This window comes from Xenorhabdus anantnagensis (assembly GCF_028598555.1).
Taxonomy (GTDB): Bacteria; Pseudomonadota; Gammaproteobacteria; order Enterobacterales; family Enterobacteriaceae; genus Xenorhabdus; species Xenorhabdus anantnagensis.
On sequence record NZ_JAQRFN010000001.1, the window covers coordinates 176,287 to 195,996 of the forward strand.

Sequence of the window (19,710 nt, forward strand, 5' to 3'; positions counted from 1 at the left end):
AAATGTTGATGCTATTTAAAGAACTTCAGAAAAACCATGTATCAGTATGGGTCCGTGAAAACAACTTAAAACTGGCGTTTACCGGTGAAACTCCCCCTATTCAACTTATTGATAGGGTTAAAGAAAAAAGAGAAAATATTTTAGATTTTTTGAATGAAAGAAATATCTTCTCCGAAGCAGATTTTGAGAGTTTTATCTTCAGTGGCAGTTATACTGATAGTAGTTATTCTGATGATAGTTATTCTGGTGATCGTTATTCTGGTGATCGTTATTCCGGTAGTAGTTATTCTGGTTCTAATGATCCCAGCACATCCTCCGAAAACAAAATTGAAGCAATACTTCCTGCTACCAGTTTGCAACAAGGTTTTATTTATCATCATCTGGCCCAACCACAGGATGATGCCTATCGTGTGCAACTGCTATTGGATTATCACACCCATGTCGACCTTGCCGCCTATCAGCAAGCCTGGTCGCTGGCTTCATTGCGTTTCCCCATCCTCAGAACGGCATTTGATTGGGAAGGGGAAATTTTACAGGTTGTGACCCTAGGTGCCAGTATTGGGCCGGCGAATTTTACTACCAAAGATATCAGCCAATTACCAACAGAAGAACGGGATAAAGCGATTGAAGAAATTCAACAAAATGACCGTGCCCTGCCTTTTAATTTAAGTCAGCCCGGCTTAATCCGCTTCACTTTCATCAAGCAGGATAAACAACTGGTCACCGTGTTGATCACGCAACATCACTGCATTGCAGACGGTTGGAGTGGCCCGATTTTATTGCAAGCCGTACATGAGTATTACAATCAACTCATAAAGGGACAAATACCCCAGATCGTGGTGGAACAAGCTTATCTGGCAACCCAGCAATATCATCTGGATCATCAAGCTGAATCAGAAGCCTATTGGACAGAACGTAAAACACAATTTCACAAAACATCATGCCAAGGCGCCAACGATCTGTCTGCCCTGTTAAGTCACCACGTTGACTTAACACAAATAAAAGTCATCGAAAAACCGGCCGAACAAATGTTCACTATTCAGGGAGACGCTTATGAACAGCTTAAAAACACCTGCCGGACGCAAGGCGTGACCCTGAATGTAGCCCTGCAATTTGCTTGGCATAAATTACTGCACAGTTACACCGGAGATGAACAAACTATTGTCGGCACCACTGTATCCGGGCGTGATGTCCCCGTGGACGGTATTGAGTCCAGTGTCGGCTTGTATATCAATACCCTGCCGCTGGCTGTGCAATGGACTCAGGCTGACAGTGTGGCTGCGGTTTTACAAGACATACAGAAGGATATCGCCGCACTCAACAGTTACAGTGCCATCTCACTCGCCAATTTACAATCCGACGGGGAACGCTTATTCCATAGCCTATTTGTCTTTGAAAACTACCCTGACCCTGTGGAGAGTGAGAATGGGGAAGGCATAGAACACACCCTGACATTCCGCCGGGCCGTCGAAAAAGTGGATTACCCGATATCGCTGCTGGCCTATGAGCAAAACAACAGTCTAATAATAAAATTGAGCTATGGTGAAGACTGGTTGGAGGATGAACAGGCACGGCGTTTACTTTGTCAGCTTGAGCGCATTTTGCACATTGTGGCCTGTTACCCACACCAATCCCATTCATCAATCATGTTCCTCAGTGAGGAAGAACGCCATACCTTGCTGCATACTTGGAACCAGACCGATGCGCCCTATCCGCAGGATAAAACCCTGCAACAACTGTTTGAAGCACAAGTGGAAAAGACGCCGGATAATGTAGCGCTGGTGTTTGAGGGAGAAACGCTGTCCTATCGACAGTTAAACGAACAGGCGAACCAACTTGCCGGTGTGATCCGCGAGCGCTGTCAGCAACATAATAATGCCCCCATGCAAGCCGATACCCCGATAGCCCTCTACCTCGACCGCGGTCTGGACATGGTTATCAGTATCTTGGCGGTACTGAAAGCCGGCGGCGCTTATGTGCCCATTTCACCGGAATACCCAGCAGAACGAGTGCAGTTTATTCTGGCTGATACCGCAGCTCCTTGCATCGTGACCCAGCAACGGCACTTCACGACATTGGCGGAATACACTCAAGCACGTGCTGAACAGCCAGCACGGATACAACCCACACTGATAGCGGCGGATAACCAGATAATAACCGCAGGCCAGCCCGTGGGAAATCCGGTATTGATAAACACCCCGACCGATTTGGCGTATATCATCTATACCTCTGGAACCACCGGTCAACCCAAAGGTGTCATGATTGAGCATAAAAACGCGGCTCATCTGGTGGCTGCACAGGCAGAGCTTTTTGATGTGGCAAAGCGGAAAAAAGCCTTGATGTTTGCCGCTTATGTCTTTGATGCTTCGGTTTCCGAATTATTCCTCAGTTTACTGCATGGCCTGACCATTTACATTTGCAGTGAAACAGAGCGCAATGCTCCTGCGGTTGAAAAACTGATTCAACGAGAAGGCATTGAACTCGTTACCTTACCGCCTGCCATGTTGAAGTTATTAATGGGTGCTGAATTACCCTCTCTGCAATTATTAGTAACAGCCGGAGAATCACCCTCCTTAGATTTTCTTGAATATTTCAGCCAGCACAGCGATGTCCTGAATGCTTACGGCCCGACAGAAGTTAGCGTTTGTGCGACCGGGAAGCGGTATCAATATGGGGATATTGCAACCAACATTGGCAAGGCCATTAATAATGTCCGTCTTTACGTTCTTGATGATCACGGCAATCTGTCTCCTATCGGCGTGCCGGGAGAACTGTATATCGGTGGTGCCGGATTGGCGCGAGGCTATTTGAACCGGCCTGAACTGACCGCCGAGCGTTTTGTGGCTAATCCCTTTGCGACAGTAGAAGACAAAGCTAAAGGCTATACCCGCCTGTACAAAACCGGCGACTTAGTCCGTTGGCTGCCGGATGGGAAGCTGGAATATCTGGGACGCAATGACTTTCAGGTTAAAATCCGCGGCTATCGTATTGAACCGGGAGAAATTGAAAGCGCCCTCTCTTCACATCCACAGGTAAAACAGGCAGTAGTGATTGACCGCGAGCACAATGGGAAGCAAGTGCTGGTTGCGTATCTGGTCGCAGACAAAAAATTGTCCGATAAAACTCTGGTTGAACATCTTTCTACCCGTCTGCCGGAATATATGTTACCGGCCAGCTTTACCCGCATTGAATTTGTACCGCTAACCCTGAACGGCAAACTGGATCGCCATGCCCTGCCGGAGCCAGTATGGGGAAACCGAGACAGTTACATCGCACCTCGCAATGCACTGGAAACCCAATTGTGTGCCATTTGGCAGGAAGTATTGGGTCTGGCGCGGGTTGGCATTGAAGATAATTTCTTCCGTATCGGTGGTGATTCCATTATCAGCATCAAGTTAGTTTCCAAGCTGCGGCAAGCGGGCTTCTCTCTACAAGTTAAATTGATTTTTGAAGCACCGACAATAGCACGCTTGGCGCAGTTGCTGACACAAACATCATCCACAGTAAAAGTAATCGCAGAACAGGGTTTACTAAACGGAGAATTTGGTCTATTGCCTATCCAGCAAGATTTCTTCAACTGGCATTTGTCGAGTCCATGCCATTGGAATCAGGCATTTATGATCCAGCTCCCCGGAGATATCCAATTCACACAGATTGAACAAGCCCTGATAATGCTGACTGAGCGGCATGATATGTTACGCGCCTGTTTTGTCGCCACAGAACAGGGTTATCGCCAGTGTTACCCCGCAGATATGCCATCTTGGTTGCCGCCTTTGCAACATAGTGACATCAGCCAATTAGATCAGGCTGAGCTATACCAGCAACTGACTCAATGGCAGAGCGGCTTTGATTATTGCACGGGGCCTTTATGGCAAGCCGCTCATCTGACCGGTTATGCTGACAGCAGCGCTCGATTATTCTTCGCGTTTCACCACCTGATTATTGACGTAGTGTCTTGGCAGATTATTGCTGAAGATATGCGTAGATTATTGCAGGGCGAAACACTGCCAGCGAAAACCAGTAGCTATCGACAGTGGATCAATACCGTCCATCGCTATGCACAACAGCACCAACATGAAATTCCCTACTGGCAACAAGTGATGGCAGGGGATCTTGTTCACTCTGCTTCGGGTGAAATCAGTCAGCACATGCTGGGCATTTCTGCTGAATTGACCGATATTCTGCTGCGTGAAGCCAATGCCGGTTACCATACCGAGATCAATGACTTACTGCTCAGCGCTCTCACACTGGCATTACAGGCCGTTTTTTCACAACCTGTAAATCACATCATGCTTGAAGGTCACGGTCGGGAAAGCATCGACAGCACGCTGGATGTATCAGAAACCGTCGGCTGGTTTACGGCCCTGTATCCTGTTCGGCTGGCAATGCAAGATGATATTGCTGAGACGATTATCCACACCAAAGAGATGCTCCGTGCTGTGCCGAATAAAGGCATTGGTTATGGTGCATTACGTCAGGCTGGATATTTGACCGGAGATTTGCCCACGATCGGCTTCAACTACCTCGGCCAGTTGGGTGGAGAAGCCGGACAAGACTGGTCATTGACCAACGACGATTGTGGAAACGTAGTGGCAGACGATAACCATAGTCATTTGCTGCTGAATATTAATGGATTGATCCAAGCAAACAGGCTGCAATTTAGTATCAATTCGGGCTTGTCACAGACTCAGACACAATTGTTTATCTCAGCATTTGAGCGGGCACTTGATTCTGTTATCATGGCGGGTCAAAAACAGGCTCAATCGGGTGGGATAAAAACGCCTAGTGATTATGGCATTGAAGGGCTTTCAATCAACCTGTTGCGCCGTCTTCAGCAGAAGTATCCGATCGAAGCACTCTACCCCGCCACCAGTTTGCAGCAAGGATTTATTTATCATCATCTGGCTCAGCCACAGGATGATGCCTATCGTGTACAACTGCTGTTGGATTATCACACCCATGTCGATCTTTCCGCTTATCAGCAAGCCTGGTCGCTGGCTTCTCTGCACTTTCCCATCCTCAGAATGGCATTTGATTGGGAAGAGGAAATTTTGCAGATTGTGACTGCGGGCGCCAGCCTTAGTTCAGAAAATTTCACCATAAAGGATATCAGCCAGTTACCGCCAGAAGAGAAAGAGCGGGCAATTGAAGCGATCCAACAAAATGACCGTACCCTGCCCTTTGATTTAAGTCAGCCGGGTTTAACCCGCTTCACCTTAATTAAGCAGAATGAACAACTGTTAACAGCACTGATCACGCAACATCACAGTATTACTGACGGCTGGAGCAATCCGATTTTATTGCAAACCGTGCATGAATATTACAATGAACTCAAGCAGGGACGAATCCCTCAGGTAATGGTAGATAAAGCCTATCTGGCAACCCAGCAATATCATCTGGATAATAAAGCAGCATCTGAGGCTTATTGGGCGGAGCGCAAAGCACGACTCAACAAAACATCATGCCAAGGTGCCAATGATCTGTCTGCCCTGTTAAGCCATCACGTTGACCTGACGCAGATAAAAGCCGTTGAAAAGCCAGCTGAACAGGTGCTCACTGTACAGGGAGACGCTTATGAGCAGCTCAAGAATACATGCCGAACACAAGGCGTGACCCTGAATGTAGCCCTGCAATTTGCCTGGCATAAATTACTGCACAGTTACAGCGGGGATGAACAAACCATTGTCGGCACTACTGTATCGGGGCGTGATGTACCCGTAGAAGGCATTGAGTCCAGTGTTGGCTTGTATATCAATACCCTGCCGCTGGCAGTGCAATGGACTCAGACTGACAGCGTGGCGACGGTTTTACAAGACATTCAGAAGGATATCGCCACCCTCAACAGCCATAGTGCCGTCTCACTTGCCAGCTTGCAATCCGACGGAGAACGGCTATTTCATAGTCTGCTGGTTTTTGAAAACTACCCAGTTCCAACGACAAACGAAAACGGGAAAGGTATTGAAACGACACTGACATTCCGCCGTGCTATCGAAAAAGTGGATTATCCGGTATCGCTGCTGGCCTATGAGCAGGATAACCGTCTAATAATAAAACTGAGTTATGGTGAAGACTGGCTGACAGATAAACAGGTACAGCGCTTGCTTTGTCAGCTTGAACGTATTCTGTACGCCGTGTCCTGTGATCCACATCAACCGCACGCGTCAATCATGTTCCTTAGTGAGGAAGAGCGCCATACTCTGCTGCATACCTGGAACCAGACCGATGCACCCTACCCGCAGGACAAAACCCTGCAACAACTGTTTGAAGCACAGGTGGAAAGAACACCGGATAATGTGGCGCTGGTGTTTGAAGGGGAAACGCTGACCTACTGCCAACTCAACGAACAAGCGAATCAGTTGGCTGGAGTTATCCGCGAACATTGTCAGCAACAGCGTAATGCCCCTATGCAAGCAGATACACCAATAGCTCTTTACCTCAACCGCAGTCTGGACATGGTTATCAGTATCTTGGCGGTACTGAAAGCCGGCGGTGCTTATGTACCCATTTCACCGGAATACCCGTCGGAAAGGGTCCATTTTATTCTGCAAGACATCCAGCCCCCCTGTGTTATCACTCAGCAACGACATTTGACGACACTGGCGGAATACAACCAAACACTCGCTCAACAGCCGGCCCTGATAGCCACAGATGACCGGACAATAACCGTGGGCCAGCCCGTGGATAATCCGGCTCCGGCAAATAAACCCACTGATTTGGCGTATATCATCTATACCTCTGGAACCACTGGTCAGCCTAAAGGTGTCATGATCGAGCATAAAAATGTTACGCACATGGTTACTGCACAGGCAGGGATTTTTGATGCCACCAAGATAAAAAAAGCATTAATGTTTGCTGCTTATGTCTTTGATGGTTCGGTTTTCGAATTATTTTCCAGTTTACTGAATGGCCTGACCATTTATATTTGCAGCGAAACAGAACGTAATGCCCCTGCGGTTGAAAAACTGATTCAGCAAGAAGGAATTGAAATAGCTGCTTTACCTCCAGCCATGCTGAAGCTATTAATTGGTGCTGAATTACCCTCCCTGCAATTACTGGTGACGGCGGGTGAATCACCTTCTTTAGATTTTCTTGAATATTTCAGCCAGCACAGCGATGTCTTGAATTCTTACGGCCCGACTGAAGTTACCGTTTGTGCGACCGAGAAACGGTATCAACGTGGGGATATTGCAACGAGCATTGGCAAGGCAATTATTAATGCCCGTCTCTATGTTATTGATGGTTATGGCAATCTGTCGCCTATCGGGACACCGGGAGAGCTATATATCGGCGGCGCCGGATTGGCGCGGGGCTATTTGAACCGGCCTGAACTGACCGCCGAACGTTTTGTGGCTAATCCCTTTGCGACGGCAGAAGACAAGGTCAAAGGCTATACCCGCCTGTACAAAACCGGCGACCTAGTCCGCTGGCAAACGAACGGGGAGCTGGAATATCTAGGGCGCAACGACTTTCAGGTTAAAATCCGCGGCTACCGCATTGAGTTGGGGGAAATTGAAAGTGCCCTCACTTCCCATCCGCAGGTGAAACAGGCAACAGTGATTGACCGCGAGCACCAGGGGAATAAAGTATTGGTCGCCTATCTGGTGATGGATGGCGCACTGTCTGATAAAACCCTGATTGAGCATCTCTCCGCCCGTCTGCCGGAGTATATGTTGCCCGCCAGTTTTACCCGCATTGAATCCATACCTTTAACCCTGAACGGCAAACTGGATCGCCGCGCTTTGCCGGAGCCGGTATGGGGAAACCGGGACAGTTATATCGCTCCCCGCAATGCACTGGAAACCCGACTGTGTGCTATTTGGCAGGAGGTGTTGGGACTGGAGCGAGTGGGCATTGAAGATAACTTCTTCCGCATTGGTGGTAATTCTCTGATGGCGATTAAACTGACCACAGCAATACGTAATGAAATAGATGTTGATATTCCTTTAAATATTTTATTTAGCTATAAATGCATTTATTTGTTATCCCAATGGCTGGAAGCAGGTAGCGTTAAATCCAGCTTACTTAATTTCTTAACACCAGAATCAACCGCAACAAATAAACTGTTTATGATCCATGCAGCCAATTGCGGTAGTGAAGTATATGAGCCTTTGGCAAATGCCTTATCTGATATGTGTAACTGTATCGGTATCGATAATTACAATCTCTGTTCAGATAACCAAATAAACTCACTACAACAGATAGCCAGAATCTACATGGAGTTAATTCTGACAGAAACTTCCATTGATAAACCCATTCGTATTTTAGGTTGGTCATTAGGAGGGCAAATAGCTATGGAGATTGCATTTCAATTAGAACAACTCGGCGCAAAAGAGATTCAGTTGTTCTTATTAGATACCATAATCAATAATGATGAGATGACAGAACTTAGAAATAAACTCGATATACCAAGTGAATATAGTAAGGTCATCAGGAAATTGCAGGAAATGGGAGCAAGTGACACTTATATCAATAAAGTATTGGAAGCAATACCGTTTGAATCTGGCATAGCAAACTGTAATTTTAGCGGGAAATTAAGACATACAAACATCACCTTATTTAAAGCGGGTCAAGAAAGCCCATATCATCAAGAAGGAATTGGATTAGCGATGGGTCAATTGATAGCCAAAACACCGGATAACAATATTTCACAGTGGGCAATCAATCCATTAGTGATTACATTGATTGATGATTGTTATCACGAAAATATTATTGATTCCGTTTCTACTCTCAGCACAGAAATAATTAATACCTTGTCAATTGAGGATAATATATCAATAAATAAAAGTTAACTTGATTAAGAAACGAGGCCAGCAATGTTGGCCTCGTATTGCTCAAAAAAGAAAAATCCGTATAATCCATTCCCCCTGCAAAGAATCCATATAGGAAATCTATCGTCGATACAATCGACAATGTGAGAAGTCGCAATGAATCAAAAAGATACGAGAAAAGAAACACTTGAATTCAACAAACTCCAAAAACGCCTGAGGAGGAACGTTGGTAATGCCATTATTGATTACAATATGATTGAAAATAATGATGTTGTAATGGCATGTATCAGTGGTGGCAAAGATTCATTTGCGATGTTAGATATCCTGTTGAATCTGCAAAAGGCGGCACCAATAAACTTCAGTGTAATTGCAGTGAATCTTGATCAAAAGCAACCCGGTTTTCCTGAGCACATTTTACCCGAATATTTTGAGAGCCTGGATATTCCATACTACATTGTAGATAAAGATACCTATTCGGTTGTTAAAGAAAAAGTTCCTGAAGGCAAAACTACCTGTGGATTGTGTTCAAGATTACGACGCGGCACACTTTATTCTTTTGCAGAAAAAATCGGGGCAACAAAAATTGCACTCGGACATCATCTTGATGACATCGTTGAAACTCTGTTCCTGAATATGTTCCATGGTGCACGCATGAAAGCCATGCCGCCAAAATTACGCTCAGACGATGGTCGCAATGTTGTCATAAGGCCACTGGCCTATTGCCGAGAGACAGACCTTATCCAGTATGCGGAACACAAACAATTCCCAATCATTCCTTGCAATTTATGTGGCTCGCAGGAAAACCTGCAACGGCAGGCAATCAAAGCGATGTTGGTAGATTGGGATAAGAAAACACCGGGTCGCGTTGAGAGCATTTTCAAATCCATTCAAAATGTTAGCCCAAGTCAATTAGCAGATAAAACGCTTTTTGACTTTGTCAACTTGCCATTGTCTCGTGATGGAGAAAGAGAACAGTATGCTTTTAACGAAGCAGTCGTATCATCAACTAACATTGATGAAGCTATGTTTATCGATATCACGAACGTTTAAATTATATTAAGTCAAACTGAAAGCAGTCTTATTACAGGCTGCTTGACATTTGTTTCTGTTCACAATTATCTGTTCACTATTAATTTCTTCTCACCATAAACTGAGGGAAACGCACTCAGTAACAACAGAAAAAATAGCCGATACTAAAAAAGCATCGGCATAATTAATGAGCAATTATTTTGTTAAAACTCAATGTGAGAAAAACTACAATTATGGAGTACAACGTTCATCGCTCAACGTTGTATTCACCTGCAAGGCCTATAGTGCCTCAATTATGGCTAACGATTATTGATATATCTCAAATCCGATAGCACTATTGGCTTCCTCTGTGAGCAGATGGCGATTATTTGCTCAATTGATTTTTCTTTCTATAATTATTTACTTCTACAGCCCTACAGCCATTTACTTCGCCTTAACCACCAAGCGAAAACCACCATCAATAGTGACAACAAAAAACTGAATAAACCGAATCCAAACTGATAGTTATTACCCGGTATCCCTCCCAGATTGACGCCGAATAATCCCGTCAAAAAAGTTGTTGGTAAGAATATCATCGTCAACAGAGACATCATGTAAATACGACGATTCATGGCATCCGCCATCATGGAAGTAATTTCATCTGCAAGGACTGCGGTTCGGGCAATGCAACCATCAAGATCATCCATTCCCCTCCCCAGTCGATCAGCAATTTCCTGCATTAGATGACGCTCTTCATCGCTCATCCAGGGCAGTCGTTCACTGGTCAGACGAATAAAAACATCCCGCTGTGGAGCCATGTACCGGCGCAGAACAATTAGCTGTTTACGCAGCAACACCAATTCTCCGCGACCAGGTACTTTCTGCTCCAAAATATCATCTTCAAGCTCAATCAGGTTGTCATGTAGTTCTTCAATGAAGTCATTGACTTCATCAGTAATGGCTCCGGCTATTTCAATCAACCAATTGCCGGCACTTTTCGCACCAACACCGTTATGTAAATCTTCCAGAACTTGATCGATGGAATGAATTTTCCGATGTCGGCTTGAGATAATAATTTTGTCATTAATATAGATGCGGAACGAAACTAGGTGATCAGGGCGCGCATTATCATTGCGGTTCACCGATCTCAAGGTAATCAAAGTTCCTTCGCCTGTACGCAGCATTTTCGGGCGAATACTTTCACTCACTAACTCTTCCTTTACCGGAGACGATAGCAAGGTTGTATTCATGAGCCATTGATGACTATCCGGATTTTTATAATCAAGATGTTGCCATACTGGCTGTTCTGCGGTTACGCGTGAATCTTCCCCAAATGCCGTAATTCCCCCCTTGCCATTTAATTGACAGGCATAAATGGCATTTGAACCTTTAAATACCGAGCCATAGATCGTTTCCACATCTGCTCCTTGTTCGTATTTAATTTTCGTACTTAATTTTTGTACCTAGCGTGCGTGCTTAATTGTCTTTCTTGATGATATACATGGTATGACTATAAGCGACATCTTCAGGATTGGTGATCGGGTATCCTTTTAACCACGGTTTGATTAATCGGCCATTGGTATACTGATAAATCGGGGCGATTGGTGCTTGTTCAGCAATCATTTTTTCTGCCCGATTGTAGTCACGATTTCTGGCTACATCGTCAGTTTTATAGCTGGCAGCTTCGAGCAGCGCATCATAGTCAGCATTATGGAACTTCGCGATATTGCCACTGTGAGTGGATGTCAGAAGAGACAAAAAACTGGATGCCTCATTATAATCGCCGGTCCAAGAGGCTCTCACCACATCGAAGTTACCCGTATTACGGTTATCCACGTAAGTTTTCCATTCTTGATTAACCAGTTTCACTTCCACGCCCAGTTTTTTCTTCCATTCAGAACTAATTGCAATCGCTATTCGCTGGTTGTTTTCTAAGTTGTTATAAAGCAATGAGATCTTTAATGGATTTTCAGGGCCATACCCAGCCGCTTTCAGTAATTCTTTTGCCTGAGCATCCAATTCTTGTTGAGTCAATGTTTCCAGTCGGCTTTTCTCTGGCTTGAACCCTGCCGTGACATCCGGAGTAAAATGCCATGCCGGTTTTTCTCCCGTTCCGACGACTTTTTTCGCAATCAGGTTTCGGTCTATCGTCATTGAAAGTGCTTGCCTGACCCGAACGTCATTCATGGGTGCTCGTTGGGTATTAAAAGCATAGTAGTATGTTCCCAATTGATCCGGCGTAAAGACTTGTCCGGGAAGATCCTTCAGTAATTTCTGGTACATGTTTTTAGGAAAAGATTCCGTAATATCCAGATCTCCCGCCAGATAACGCTTGGTTGCATGGGATTCCTGATTAATGGGCATAAAAGTAACTTTTTTCAGTACTGTATTTTTGTGATCCCAGTAATACGGATTTGGCGTCAGGACAATTTTTTCATTCACGACGCGTCCGGTTAGCATAAATGCCCCATTTCCTATCAAATGCCCTACCCGAGTCCAATCTTTACTATATTTCTCAACGCACTGTCTGTTAACCGGATAAAGGCTAAAGTTGGTTGTCATGCTGGGGAAATAAGGTACAGGACGGTTCAGGGTAACTTTCAGTGTATAAGGATCAATGGCCTCAACACCCAATTTCTCTGGTGGCAACTTTCCATCAATGATTTCCTGAGCATTCTCAATGCCTGATAAAGCAGCAAACCAAGAAAAAGAAGAAGCATTTTCGGGATTGACCAGTCTCTGCCAGCTATAAACAAAATCAGATGCCGTAACGCTGCCACCATTAGACCAACGGGCATCCTGACGTAATGTAAATATCCATATCTTGTTATCTTTTGTCTTCCAATCAATGGCAACACCTGGAATGGCCTGACCGTGGGCATCTTGGTTGACCAAACCTTCAAACAGATCGCGCAATACTTGCGCTTCTGTTAAACCGAAAGATTTTATTGGATCCAGCGATGCTGGTTCATCTTTTAACTGACGAACCAACTCTTGGTCGGGATCAAGCTGAGTGCCAACAGGAACTTGAGCAGCGGAAACAGATAAAGAAAAGGAAAGCCCTGCCATCAACAATACAGAGGGAAGTAACCTAAAATTATGCATGATTTTTGTGCCTTGTGAGTCTAATAATCGTCCTAAAAATAAATTATAAGACATTGTTAATTAAAGGGTGGGAGAGTATTTCATGGATATTGAATCTATTTTTGTGGGCAAGATCGCACTATTCCTTTACACTGGCGACGCAGTTTACTTTATAGAGAGATAAAACCATGACACAAACAGTCAAGTTTCAAGGCAGTGATATCACCGTCAACGGCGATTTTCCACAAGCAGGTCAGACAGCAAAAGAATTCACGCTGGTCGCTAAAGATCTTGCTGATATAGCATTGAGCCACTACGCAGGTAAACGCAAAGTGCTTAATATCTTCCCAAGCATTGATACCGGTGTTTGTGCCACATCTGTCCGTACATTTAATCAGTTCGCCAGTGAATTAGACAATACTGTCGTACTGTGTATTTCAGCAGACTTACCTTTTGCCCAGTCTCGTTTCTGTGGCTCTGAAGGTTTATCTAATGTCGTAACCCTTTCAACACTTCGCAGCGGGAGCTTCCAGGACGATTACGGCGTTGCAATAAATGAAGGTCCATTGGGTGGACTGACCGCACGTGCTGTCATTGTTCTGGATGAAAACAACCAAGTTATTTATAGTCAGCTAGTCGATGAAATCACCAATGAACCTGACTATGACAGTGCATTATCCGCATTGAAATAATTGTTTTATTATTAATAATATTGCTTTTGTTTTTTAACGCAGCAACATATTGTTTTTAAAAGTTTATTTTCTGGCGGCGATGAAATTATTAATTGTGATCTTATCGTCGCCAGCTTATTTTATATACAAAACCATCCCGCGATCACCATTAAGAATAATTATTCTGTTCTACATCAAACCCCTTTCTTATCCATTCTAAAAAATATCTTTAATATCAAAATATTACGCCATTAAACATACCTTTCAAACCACCACTGACATTTACAACATAAACCATAATCAAACAAAATAATAACTGAAATTATAATTTTGTTGCAAAATATTTTTAAGAGTGAAATATTACATACAAGATAATAACAAATGAAATATTGTTACTCAATAAGAGCAACCAAAAACATAAGAAATTTTAATTTGTTCTCTGGGTTTTATCCCAAAGGCCGTGCGGTAGCTATCGCCTTAAGAAAAAAGAGGTTTCAAATGGAAAGAGTTATCATTGCTCACTCTCCATTAAGTGATGACACTTTAATTTTTAATTCCTTAAAAGGAAAAGAGAAACTATCAACTATTTATAGTTTTGAAGTTGAACTCTTCAGTAAAAACAAAGATGTTGATATCAAAGAATTAAGAAACAAACCCATATCAATAGAAATAAAGAATCCAGCAAACATTGCAGAAAAATCACGATTTCTAAGCGGGATTGTCCGTGAAGCTATCATTTGTGATTATTATGATGAATATTACTACTTATATAAGGTCATCATCCAACCTACATTGTTTATACTCACTTTAAACAAAGATTTCAGAATCTGGCAGAAAAAGACGGTTCCTGAGATTATTAAGGAAGTTCTCAATAAACATAAAGTAAAATTTAAGAGTGAGCTTAATTCTAAATATCAACCATTAGAATACTGTACTCAGTACAAAGAAACTGATTTTGATTTTTTGAGTCGGTTAATGGAACGTGAAGGAATTTATTATTATTTTCAACACAATAAAAATGATCATACATTAATATTAGCGGATTCCCCACAATCCCATTCAAAGCTGCCAGAATATTCTTCCATTGAATATTATCCAAATCATCCCCCACCCAAGGACAATGACAAACATTACCTGTACGACTGGACTGTAAGTTATTCAATAACGCCAAAACTTTATACGATGAATGACTATAATTTTCTTAAGCCGAATGCATTGCTGAAAGAAACCCAACAGAATCCAGATCCTAGTGTACCAAAAACAGAACTGTTTGAGTGGCCGGGAAATTATACTGAAAATGCGCAAGGACAATTCTACGTTCGAATATTACAGCAATCCTGTACCGCGCAGAGTCAGTATATAAAAGCGAAAAGCATAGAGTCAGATATTGCTCCAGGTTATATCTTCACATTGTCAAAAGCCCTGCGGGACAAAGATAACGATGACTATCTTATTGTCAGTGCAGACTATGAACTTCATGAAAGCCCATACATTGTAGGCGTAAATTCTCCTAGTGCTGGCAGCTCGTGCAAAATAACCACTGAATTCACCGCTATTCCCGCAAAAGTAAACTGGCGTGCTCCTCGCATCACACCATGGCCAATCGCAGGCACTGACCGAGCTACTGTTGTCGGAGCAAATGGGAAAACCATTTGGACTGATAAACATGGTAGGGTCAAACTCAAGTTTCATTGGGATAGAAGTGATACAAAAGACGATAAGAGTTCCTGTTGGGTGCGGGTATCTAACGATTGGGCAGGTGCGAAGTTTGGTGCGATACAAATACCCAGAGTGGGTGAAGAAGTTATCGTTAATTTCATTAATAACAATCCAGATGAACCTCTCGTAGTAGGACGTAGTTTTAACCAAAATAATATGCCTCCCTGGGAATTACCAAAAGAAGCCACCAAAATGGGAATAATGACGCGCAGTCTGGAGGGGGGAAAAGATAATGCCAGTTATTTATTTATTGATGATGCTCAAGGAAAAGAATCTTTTGAAATTCATGCTGAGAAGGATATGAAAGTCTCCGTGGAAAATGATAAAACCGTTTCCATTGATGGTTCCCGTATCACAGAGATCAAGAAAAAACAGCAAGACACAGTAGAACAAGATGCTACATTTCATTACAAGGCGAAACACGAAACAACGGTAGAGCAAGAAGAAAATGCCACTTACAAAAATAAGCAAAAGACTACCGTAAGCAATGGTAAAGAAGTCGAAGTAACAAGTGGTGGAATTCAATATACTATTTCGGGTGGATATAAAGCATCCATCACTGGCAGTAAATCCGAAAATATTCGTGGAAGTTATAAGCTGGATGTTACAGGAAATAAAAATGAATCCGTAACAGGAAGCGCTGATATTAAAGCAAGCAAGTTATCCCTAGAATCCAATTCTATATTGGACATTAAAAGTACAATAAGAATTGCCATCACAGCCGGGCTTATTCAATTGGGTTAAGTGCTCATTAAGTTTCTCTATTCTATTAAAGAAAAAATAAAAAACATTATTGCTATCTTAATGGAATTCATTCGGTGATTTTCAATGAAAATGATTAAACCTCTGCGCTTAAGTATGCTGCATCGCTCTTATCGCTGGCGACAACAAAATTATCTTGGGATATCCATTATGGCCTTAGCCGATATGAGTACCTCCCCTCGCCTACGCCCTGAGCCAGAACTTTGGCAACTTGCAGAAGCCGAATTGAAAACCTGCAATGGCATCATCGATCTCGCCATACCCAAATCTTCCGCTGAATTTCTCGCGACGGGTTATGCCTATACTCGTCACCAGACAGATAAAACGACTTGTCCTGTACGCATTCAGATAGAGCAATTGGATAAGACTCTGATTGCTTCCGGGGATCGCCATTGGATTGGTGATAAACCCTCCAAGCCTCAGGAGTTCGAGCAAATGCGGCTGGATTGGAGCCGTGCTTTCGGGGGGAAAAGTTATGAAGAAAATCCGTACGGTATCGGCTTTACTCCAGAAACACAGGAAAATGGTCTGGAGATCCACCGATTACCGAATATAGAAGCCTCAAACCAGCAATTTTTGTCACCACAAGATACGCTGAATCCCGCCAGTTTTTGCCCTCTGGAATTCATGTGGCCACGCCGTTTCACTCGTATCGGTAAAAAATATGACAAAGAATGGCTGGAAAATAAATTTCCTGGTTTTTCCGATGATATTGACTGGCGGTTATTTAATTCCGCTCCCTGCGATCAGTGGTGGGAGCAATATAAGGCGCTGCCAGAAAACGCGGCATGGCGCATCTGGAATATGCATCCTGAAAAACCCATACAAGAAGGGAAACTTCCATCATGGCAAGCTCGTTGCTTTATCAAACGACTGCGTGCTGATGAAGAGATTTTCGAAGAAGTTGCAATGCGCAATACAACCGTGTGGTTTTTCCCTCATCTGGAACAGATGATCTTAATTTGGCACGGTTGCGCACGCATTAATGAAGATGACGCTTCTGATGTTTTACAAATGCTCTCCGCAATGGAGCTAAAGCATGAAGTACACTCTGAAAATCATTACCTGCAAATACTCAACCAGCGTACAGATAAAGAAAAAGGCGCATTATATGCCTTCCGGGAAAAGGATCTGATCCCTGAAAGCATCATTGGCCCGTGGGTAGATACAGAACAACCAGAAAATGGCAACCCTTTGAGGGAAAACTTGCAAAATCGTGAAAAACGCCTGCGGGAACAACAAAAAGAACGTATGGCGAAATATGGAAAAGATATCAACACGCTCATACCTTCCCCTAGTGAACAATCTTCCCACCCCAAACCAGATGAATTACCTGGGTTTGTTCACAAAGAGGAGCAGGAGGCTGCCCAAAAATATACTGAAGCCGAGCAACAACGGGAAAAAATTCGTGCAGCAGCTCAAAAAAAAGGTATTTCGGTTGAACAAACGGCTATGAAAAATCCCCCCAGGGGACCACAAAACTTCCATCAAATGCGGGATACATTGCATCAACAAATGGAATTGAGCGATAAGAAACTGGCACAGGTTGAACAATCCCTCCATAAAATGTATCTGGCCTCTGTACAAGCACGAGAACCCGCTCTGCGTTTGACAGGTGATCTGTCACAAATTATTCGCAAACGAGTCCAATACACCATGAAGGAAGGGAAAGATTTCAGTGGAATGGACTTTACGGGAGCTGATTTATCTGGGATGGATCTGCGTGGTGCCAATTTTTCTCGTAGTTTGCTGGAAAGTGCCTGTTTCAATGATTGCCAACTGGATGGTGCAGATTTTAGTGAAGCAATGTTAGCCAGAACTGAGATATGCCACGCCTCTTTATATGGTGTAAAACTGGATAATGCCAGTCTGGCACAGGCAAAATGTGAAAAAAGTGATTTTTCAGCGGCAAGCTTTAAAGAAACGCAATTGCAAGAAACGTTGTTTGACCATTGCCGATTTAGCAATGCGACCTTCGCAGATCTGTTCCTACAAAAAACCTTTATCAAGCACTGTCATTTTCACCATTCGCAATGGCAAGGCTGTACTTTTATCGAGATGCTGCTGCCTGCATTAAACTTTAATTACGCTGGCTTGAATAAAGTTTCCTTTATCAAGTGCCAGTTAGAAAACGCTATTTTTGACCAGGCTACGCTCGATAATTGTTCATGGATAGAAACAAAAGCAGAGTCAATCCGGTTCCGAACAGCAAAACTGCTAAATTGTGTCTTTACTATGGAAAGTATTCTTAATCAGGCTGATTTCAGTTATGCCACATTAACAGAATGTAATTTACGTCAGATGCCTCTGATTCAGGCCTCTTTTCATGCGGCAACATTGAATAGCAGCGATTTAAGCGAAGCTAATTGCCGATTGGCCGATATGCAGTATCTGAATACAGCCAAAAGTATATTTATCAGAACGGATTTTCGGGAAGCATTGCTGAACCATGCCAACCTGATAGGTGCTTTTATGCAGAAATGCACTTTTAATGGCGCTGACTTACGAAAAGCCAATCTGTTCCGCACTGATATGTCCCAGTCAATCATTGACGACTCAACTTTGGTTGATCATGCCTATACGCAACGTACCAAAACTTTACCCAAACGCGATCAGGAAGTGATATGAATATACTAACGGCTGATGATGTCATGACGAAAATCAAGCAGGGTGATGTCATTGAAAAGGTCACTTTGCAGGGAATATCGCTGGTTGGACAAAATTTATCAGGAGGCCAATTCAGAGAAGTAGATTTTTCAGATGCTGATTTTTCCCACGCCATCCTTAAAGAAGCGGTCTTTACTGAGTGCCTGCTCGAAGAAACTATCTTCAATTCTGCCACATGTGAAAAGACCTTATTTGAGCAATGTCATATGATACGTGCGATGTTTAATGAGGCTACAGTGAACAATAGTATGTTCACCCAATGCGTTTTAAAAAAGACACAGTTTAAAGCCACAAAACAAAACAGTACCCAGTTTTCATCCTGTCATCTTCAATATGCGGACTTTATTGAAAGTGAATTTAATCGTGTGACATTTATCAACTCAACACTGGATTACGCAATATTACGTCAGTGTCATTGCTTTTTGGTCACGTTTTTTCGTCAGGATTTAAGAGAAACGGATTTTTATGCGAGTCGATTTATCAAAACCGTTTTTTTTGAATGTGATCAACGCGGTCAAAATTACCAAAAAATGCAATTCCAGGAATGCCAATTCACAGATAACCAACTTGATGCAGTAAATTTCAATCATGCAAAGTTAACTAATTGCAGCTTCAAAGGAAGCACACTGCATAATGCGCAATTATCGAATGTCAATGCAACCCAAGCCTTATTCATCAATGCTGATTTAACCCATGCATTCTGCCATAACAGCCTGTTTAATGAAGCGATTTTTATCGGTGCTTGCCTTGAAGGGGCGGATTTCCGACAGAGCCAGTTTCAACAAGCCATCATGCAGAAAGTCCGGGCTGTAAATGCACAGCTTGTTAACTGTGATATGACCTACGCTGACCTTTCCTATTCCAATTTTAATCAAAGTGATTTTCGTACAGCATATTTTATGAGAACCCTTTTTCATCGTACTCAACAAGTCGGAGCACTCTTCTCTGATCGTCAGGGCATATTGGAAAATGATCCTGAACTATTTGCGGCTGAAGAGTGGAATATAAAACAACGCCAACATAAGATTTAA

The 19,710-nt window shown here is 43.2% G+C and carries 8 protein-coding genes; 6 read left to right on the top strand and 2 right to left on the bottom strand.

Annotation, left to right across the window (positions count from 1 at the left end):
• The first annotated feature begins 2 nt into the window (after positions 1-2).
• Both PSI14_RS00635 and ttcA read left to right on the top strand, forming a co-directional pair.
• The gene (locus PSI14_RS00635) at positions 3-8,789 is read left to right on the top strand and encodes a non-ribosomal peptide synthetase (RefSeq protein ID WP_273573913.1); all 8,787 of its coding nucleotides are present in this window, start codon (positions 3-5) and stop codon (positions 8,787-8,789) included.
• A gap of 135 nt (positions 8,790-8,924) precedes the next feature.
• The gene (gene ttcA, locus PSI14_RS00640) at positions 8,925-9,818 is read left to right on the top strand and encodes a tRNA 2-thiocytidine(32) synthetase TtcA (protein ID WP_273573914.1); all 894 of its coding nucleotides are present in this window, start codon (positions 8,925-8,927) and stop codon (positions 9,816-9,818) included.
• 392 nt (positions 9,819-10,210) lie between these two features.
• Here ttcA and zntB read toward each other — a convergent pair whose 3' ends face one another.
• Positions 10,211-11,194, bottom strand: a complete 984-nt coding sequence (zntB, locus tag PSI14_RS00645; RefSeq protein WP_273573915.1) for a zinc transporter ZntB — start codon at positions 11,192-11,194, stop codon at positions 10,211-10,213.
• Between the two features lie 58 nt (positions 11,195-11,252).
• Entirely contained in the window at positions 11,253-12,881 is a 1,629-nt protein-coding gene (locus PSI14_RS00650) for a peptide ABC transporter substrate-binding protein (RefSeq protein WP_370688792.1), read from the bottom strand.
• 167 nt (positions 12,882-13,048) lie between these two features.
• On the opposite strand from PSI14_RS00650, the gene tpx reads away from it, so the two are divergent.
• The 4 genes from tpx (at position 13,049) to PSI14_RS00670 (ending at position 19,710) form a co-directional block, all read left to right on the top strand.
• Positions 13,049-13,552, top strand: coding sequence for a thiol peroxidase (gene tpx / locus PSI14_RS00655; protein WP_273573916.1), 504 nt, complete (start codon positions 13,049-13,051; stop codon positions 13,550-13,552).
• A 477-nt stretch (positions 13,553-14,029) separates the two neighbouring features.
• Positions 14,030-15,994: a type VI secretion system Vgr family protein gene (locus PSI14_RS00660; RefSeq protein ID WP_273573917.1), complete on the top strand. Its 1,965-nt coding sequence runs from the start codon at positions 14,030-14,032 to the stop codon at positions 15,992-15,994.
• Positions 15,995-16,078: 84 nt separating this feature from the next.
• Positions 16,079-18,640 (top strand): DUF2169 family type VI secretion system accessory protein, encoded by a 2,562-nt coding sequence (locus PSI14_RS00665; RefSeq protein ID WP_273573918.1) that lies wholly within the window; start codon positions 16,079-16,081, stop codon positions 18,638-18,640.
• Positions 18,637-19,710 (top strand): pentapeptide repeat-containing protein, encoded by a 1,074-nt coding sequence (locus PSI14_RS00670; protein ID WP_273573919.1) that lies wholly within the window; start codon positions 18,637-18,639, stop codon positions 19,708-19,710. The genes PSI14_RS00665 and PSI14_RS00670 overlap by 4 nt, the downstream gene beginning before the upstream one ends.

Bases quoted from the DNA above. Each gene is read 5' to 3' on its own strand.
- tpx (WP_273573916.1), top strand. From the start codon at position 13,049: ATGACACAAACAGTCAAGTTTCAAGGCAGTGATATCACCGTCAACGGC.
- PSI14_RS00670 (WP_273573919.1), top strand. From the start codon at position 18,637: ATGAATATACTAACGGCTGATGATGTCATGACGAAAATCAAGCAGGGT.
- PSI14_RS00660 (WP_273573917.1), top strand. From the start codon at position 14,030: ATGGAAAGAGTTATCATTGCTCACTCTCCATTAAGTGATGACACTTTA.
- PSI14_RS00665 (WP_273573918.1), top strand. From the start codon at position 16,079: ATGAAAATGATTAAACCTCTGCGCTTAAGTATGCTGCATCGCTCTTAT.
- ttcA (WP_273573914.1), top strand. From the start codon at position 8,925: ATGAATCAAAAAGATACGAGAAAAGAAACACTTGAATTCAACAAACTC.
- PSI14_RS00635 (WP_273573913.1), top strand. From the start codon at position 3: ATGTTGATGCTATTTAAAGAACTTCAGAAAAACCATGTATCAGTATGG.
- PSI14_RS00650 (WP_370688792.1), bottom strand. From the start codon at position 12,881: ATGCATAATTTTAGGTTACTTCCCTCTGTATTGTTGATGGCAGGGCTT.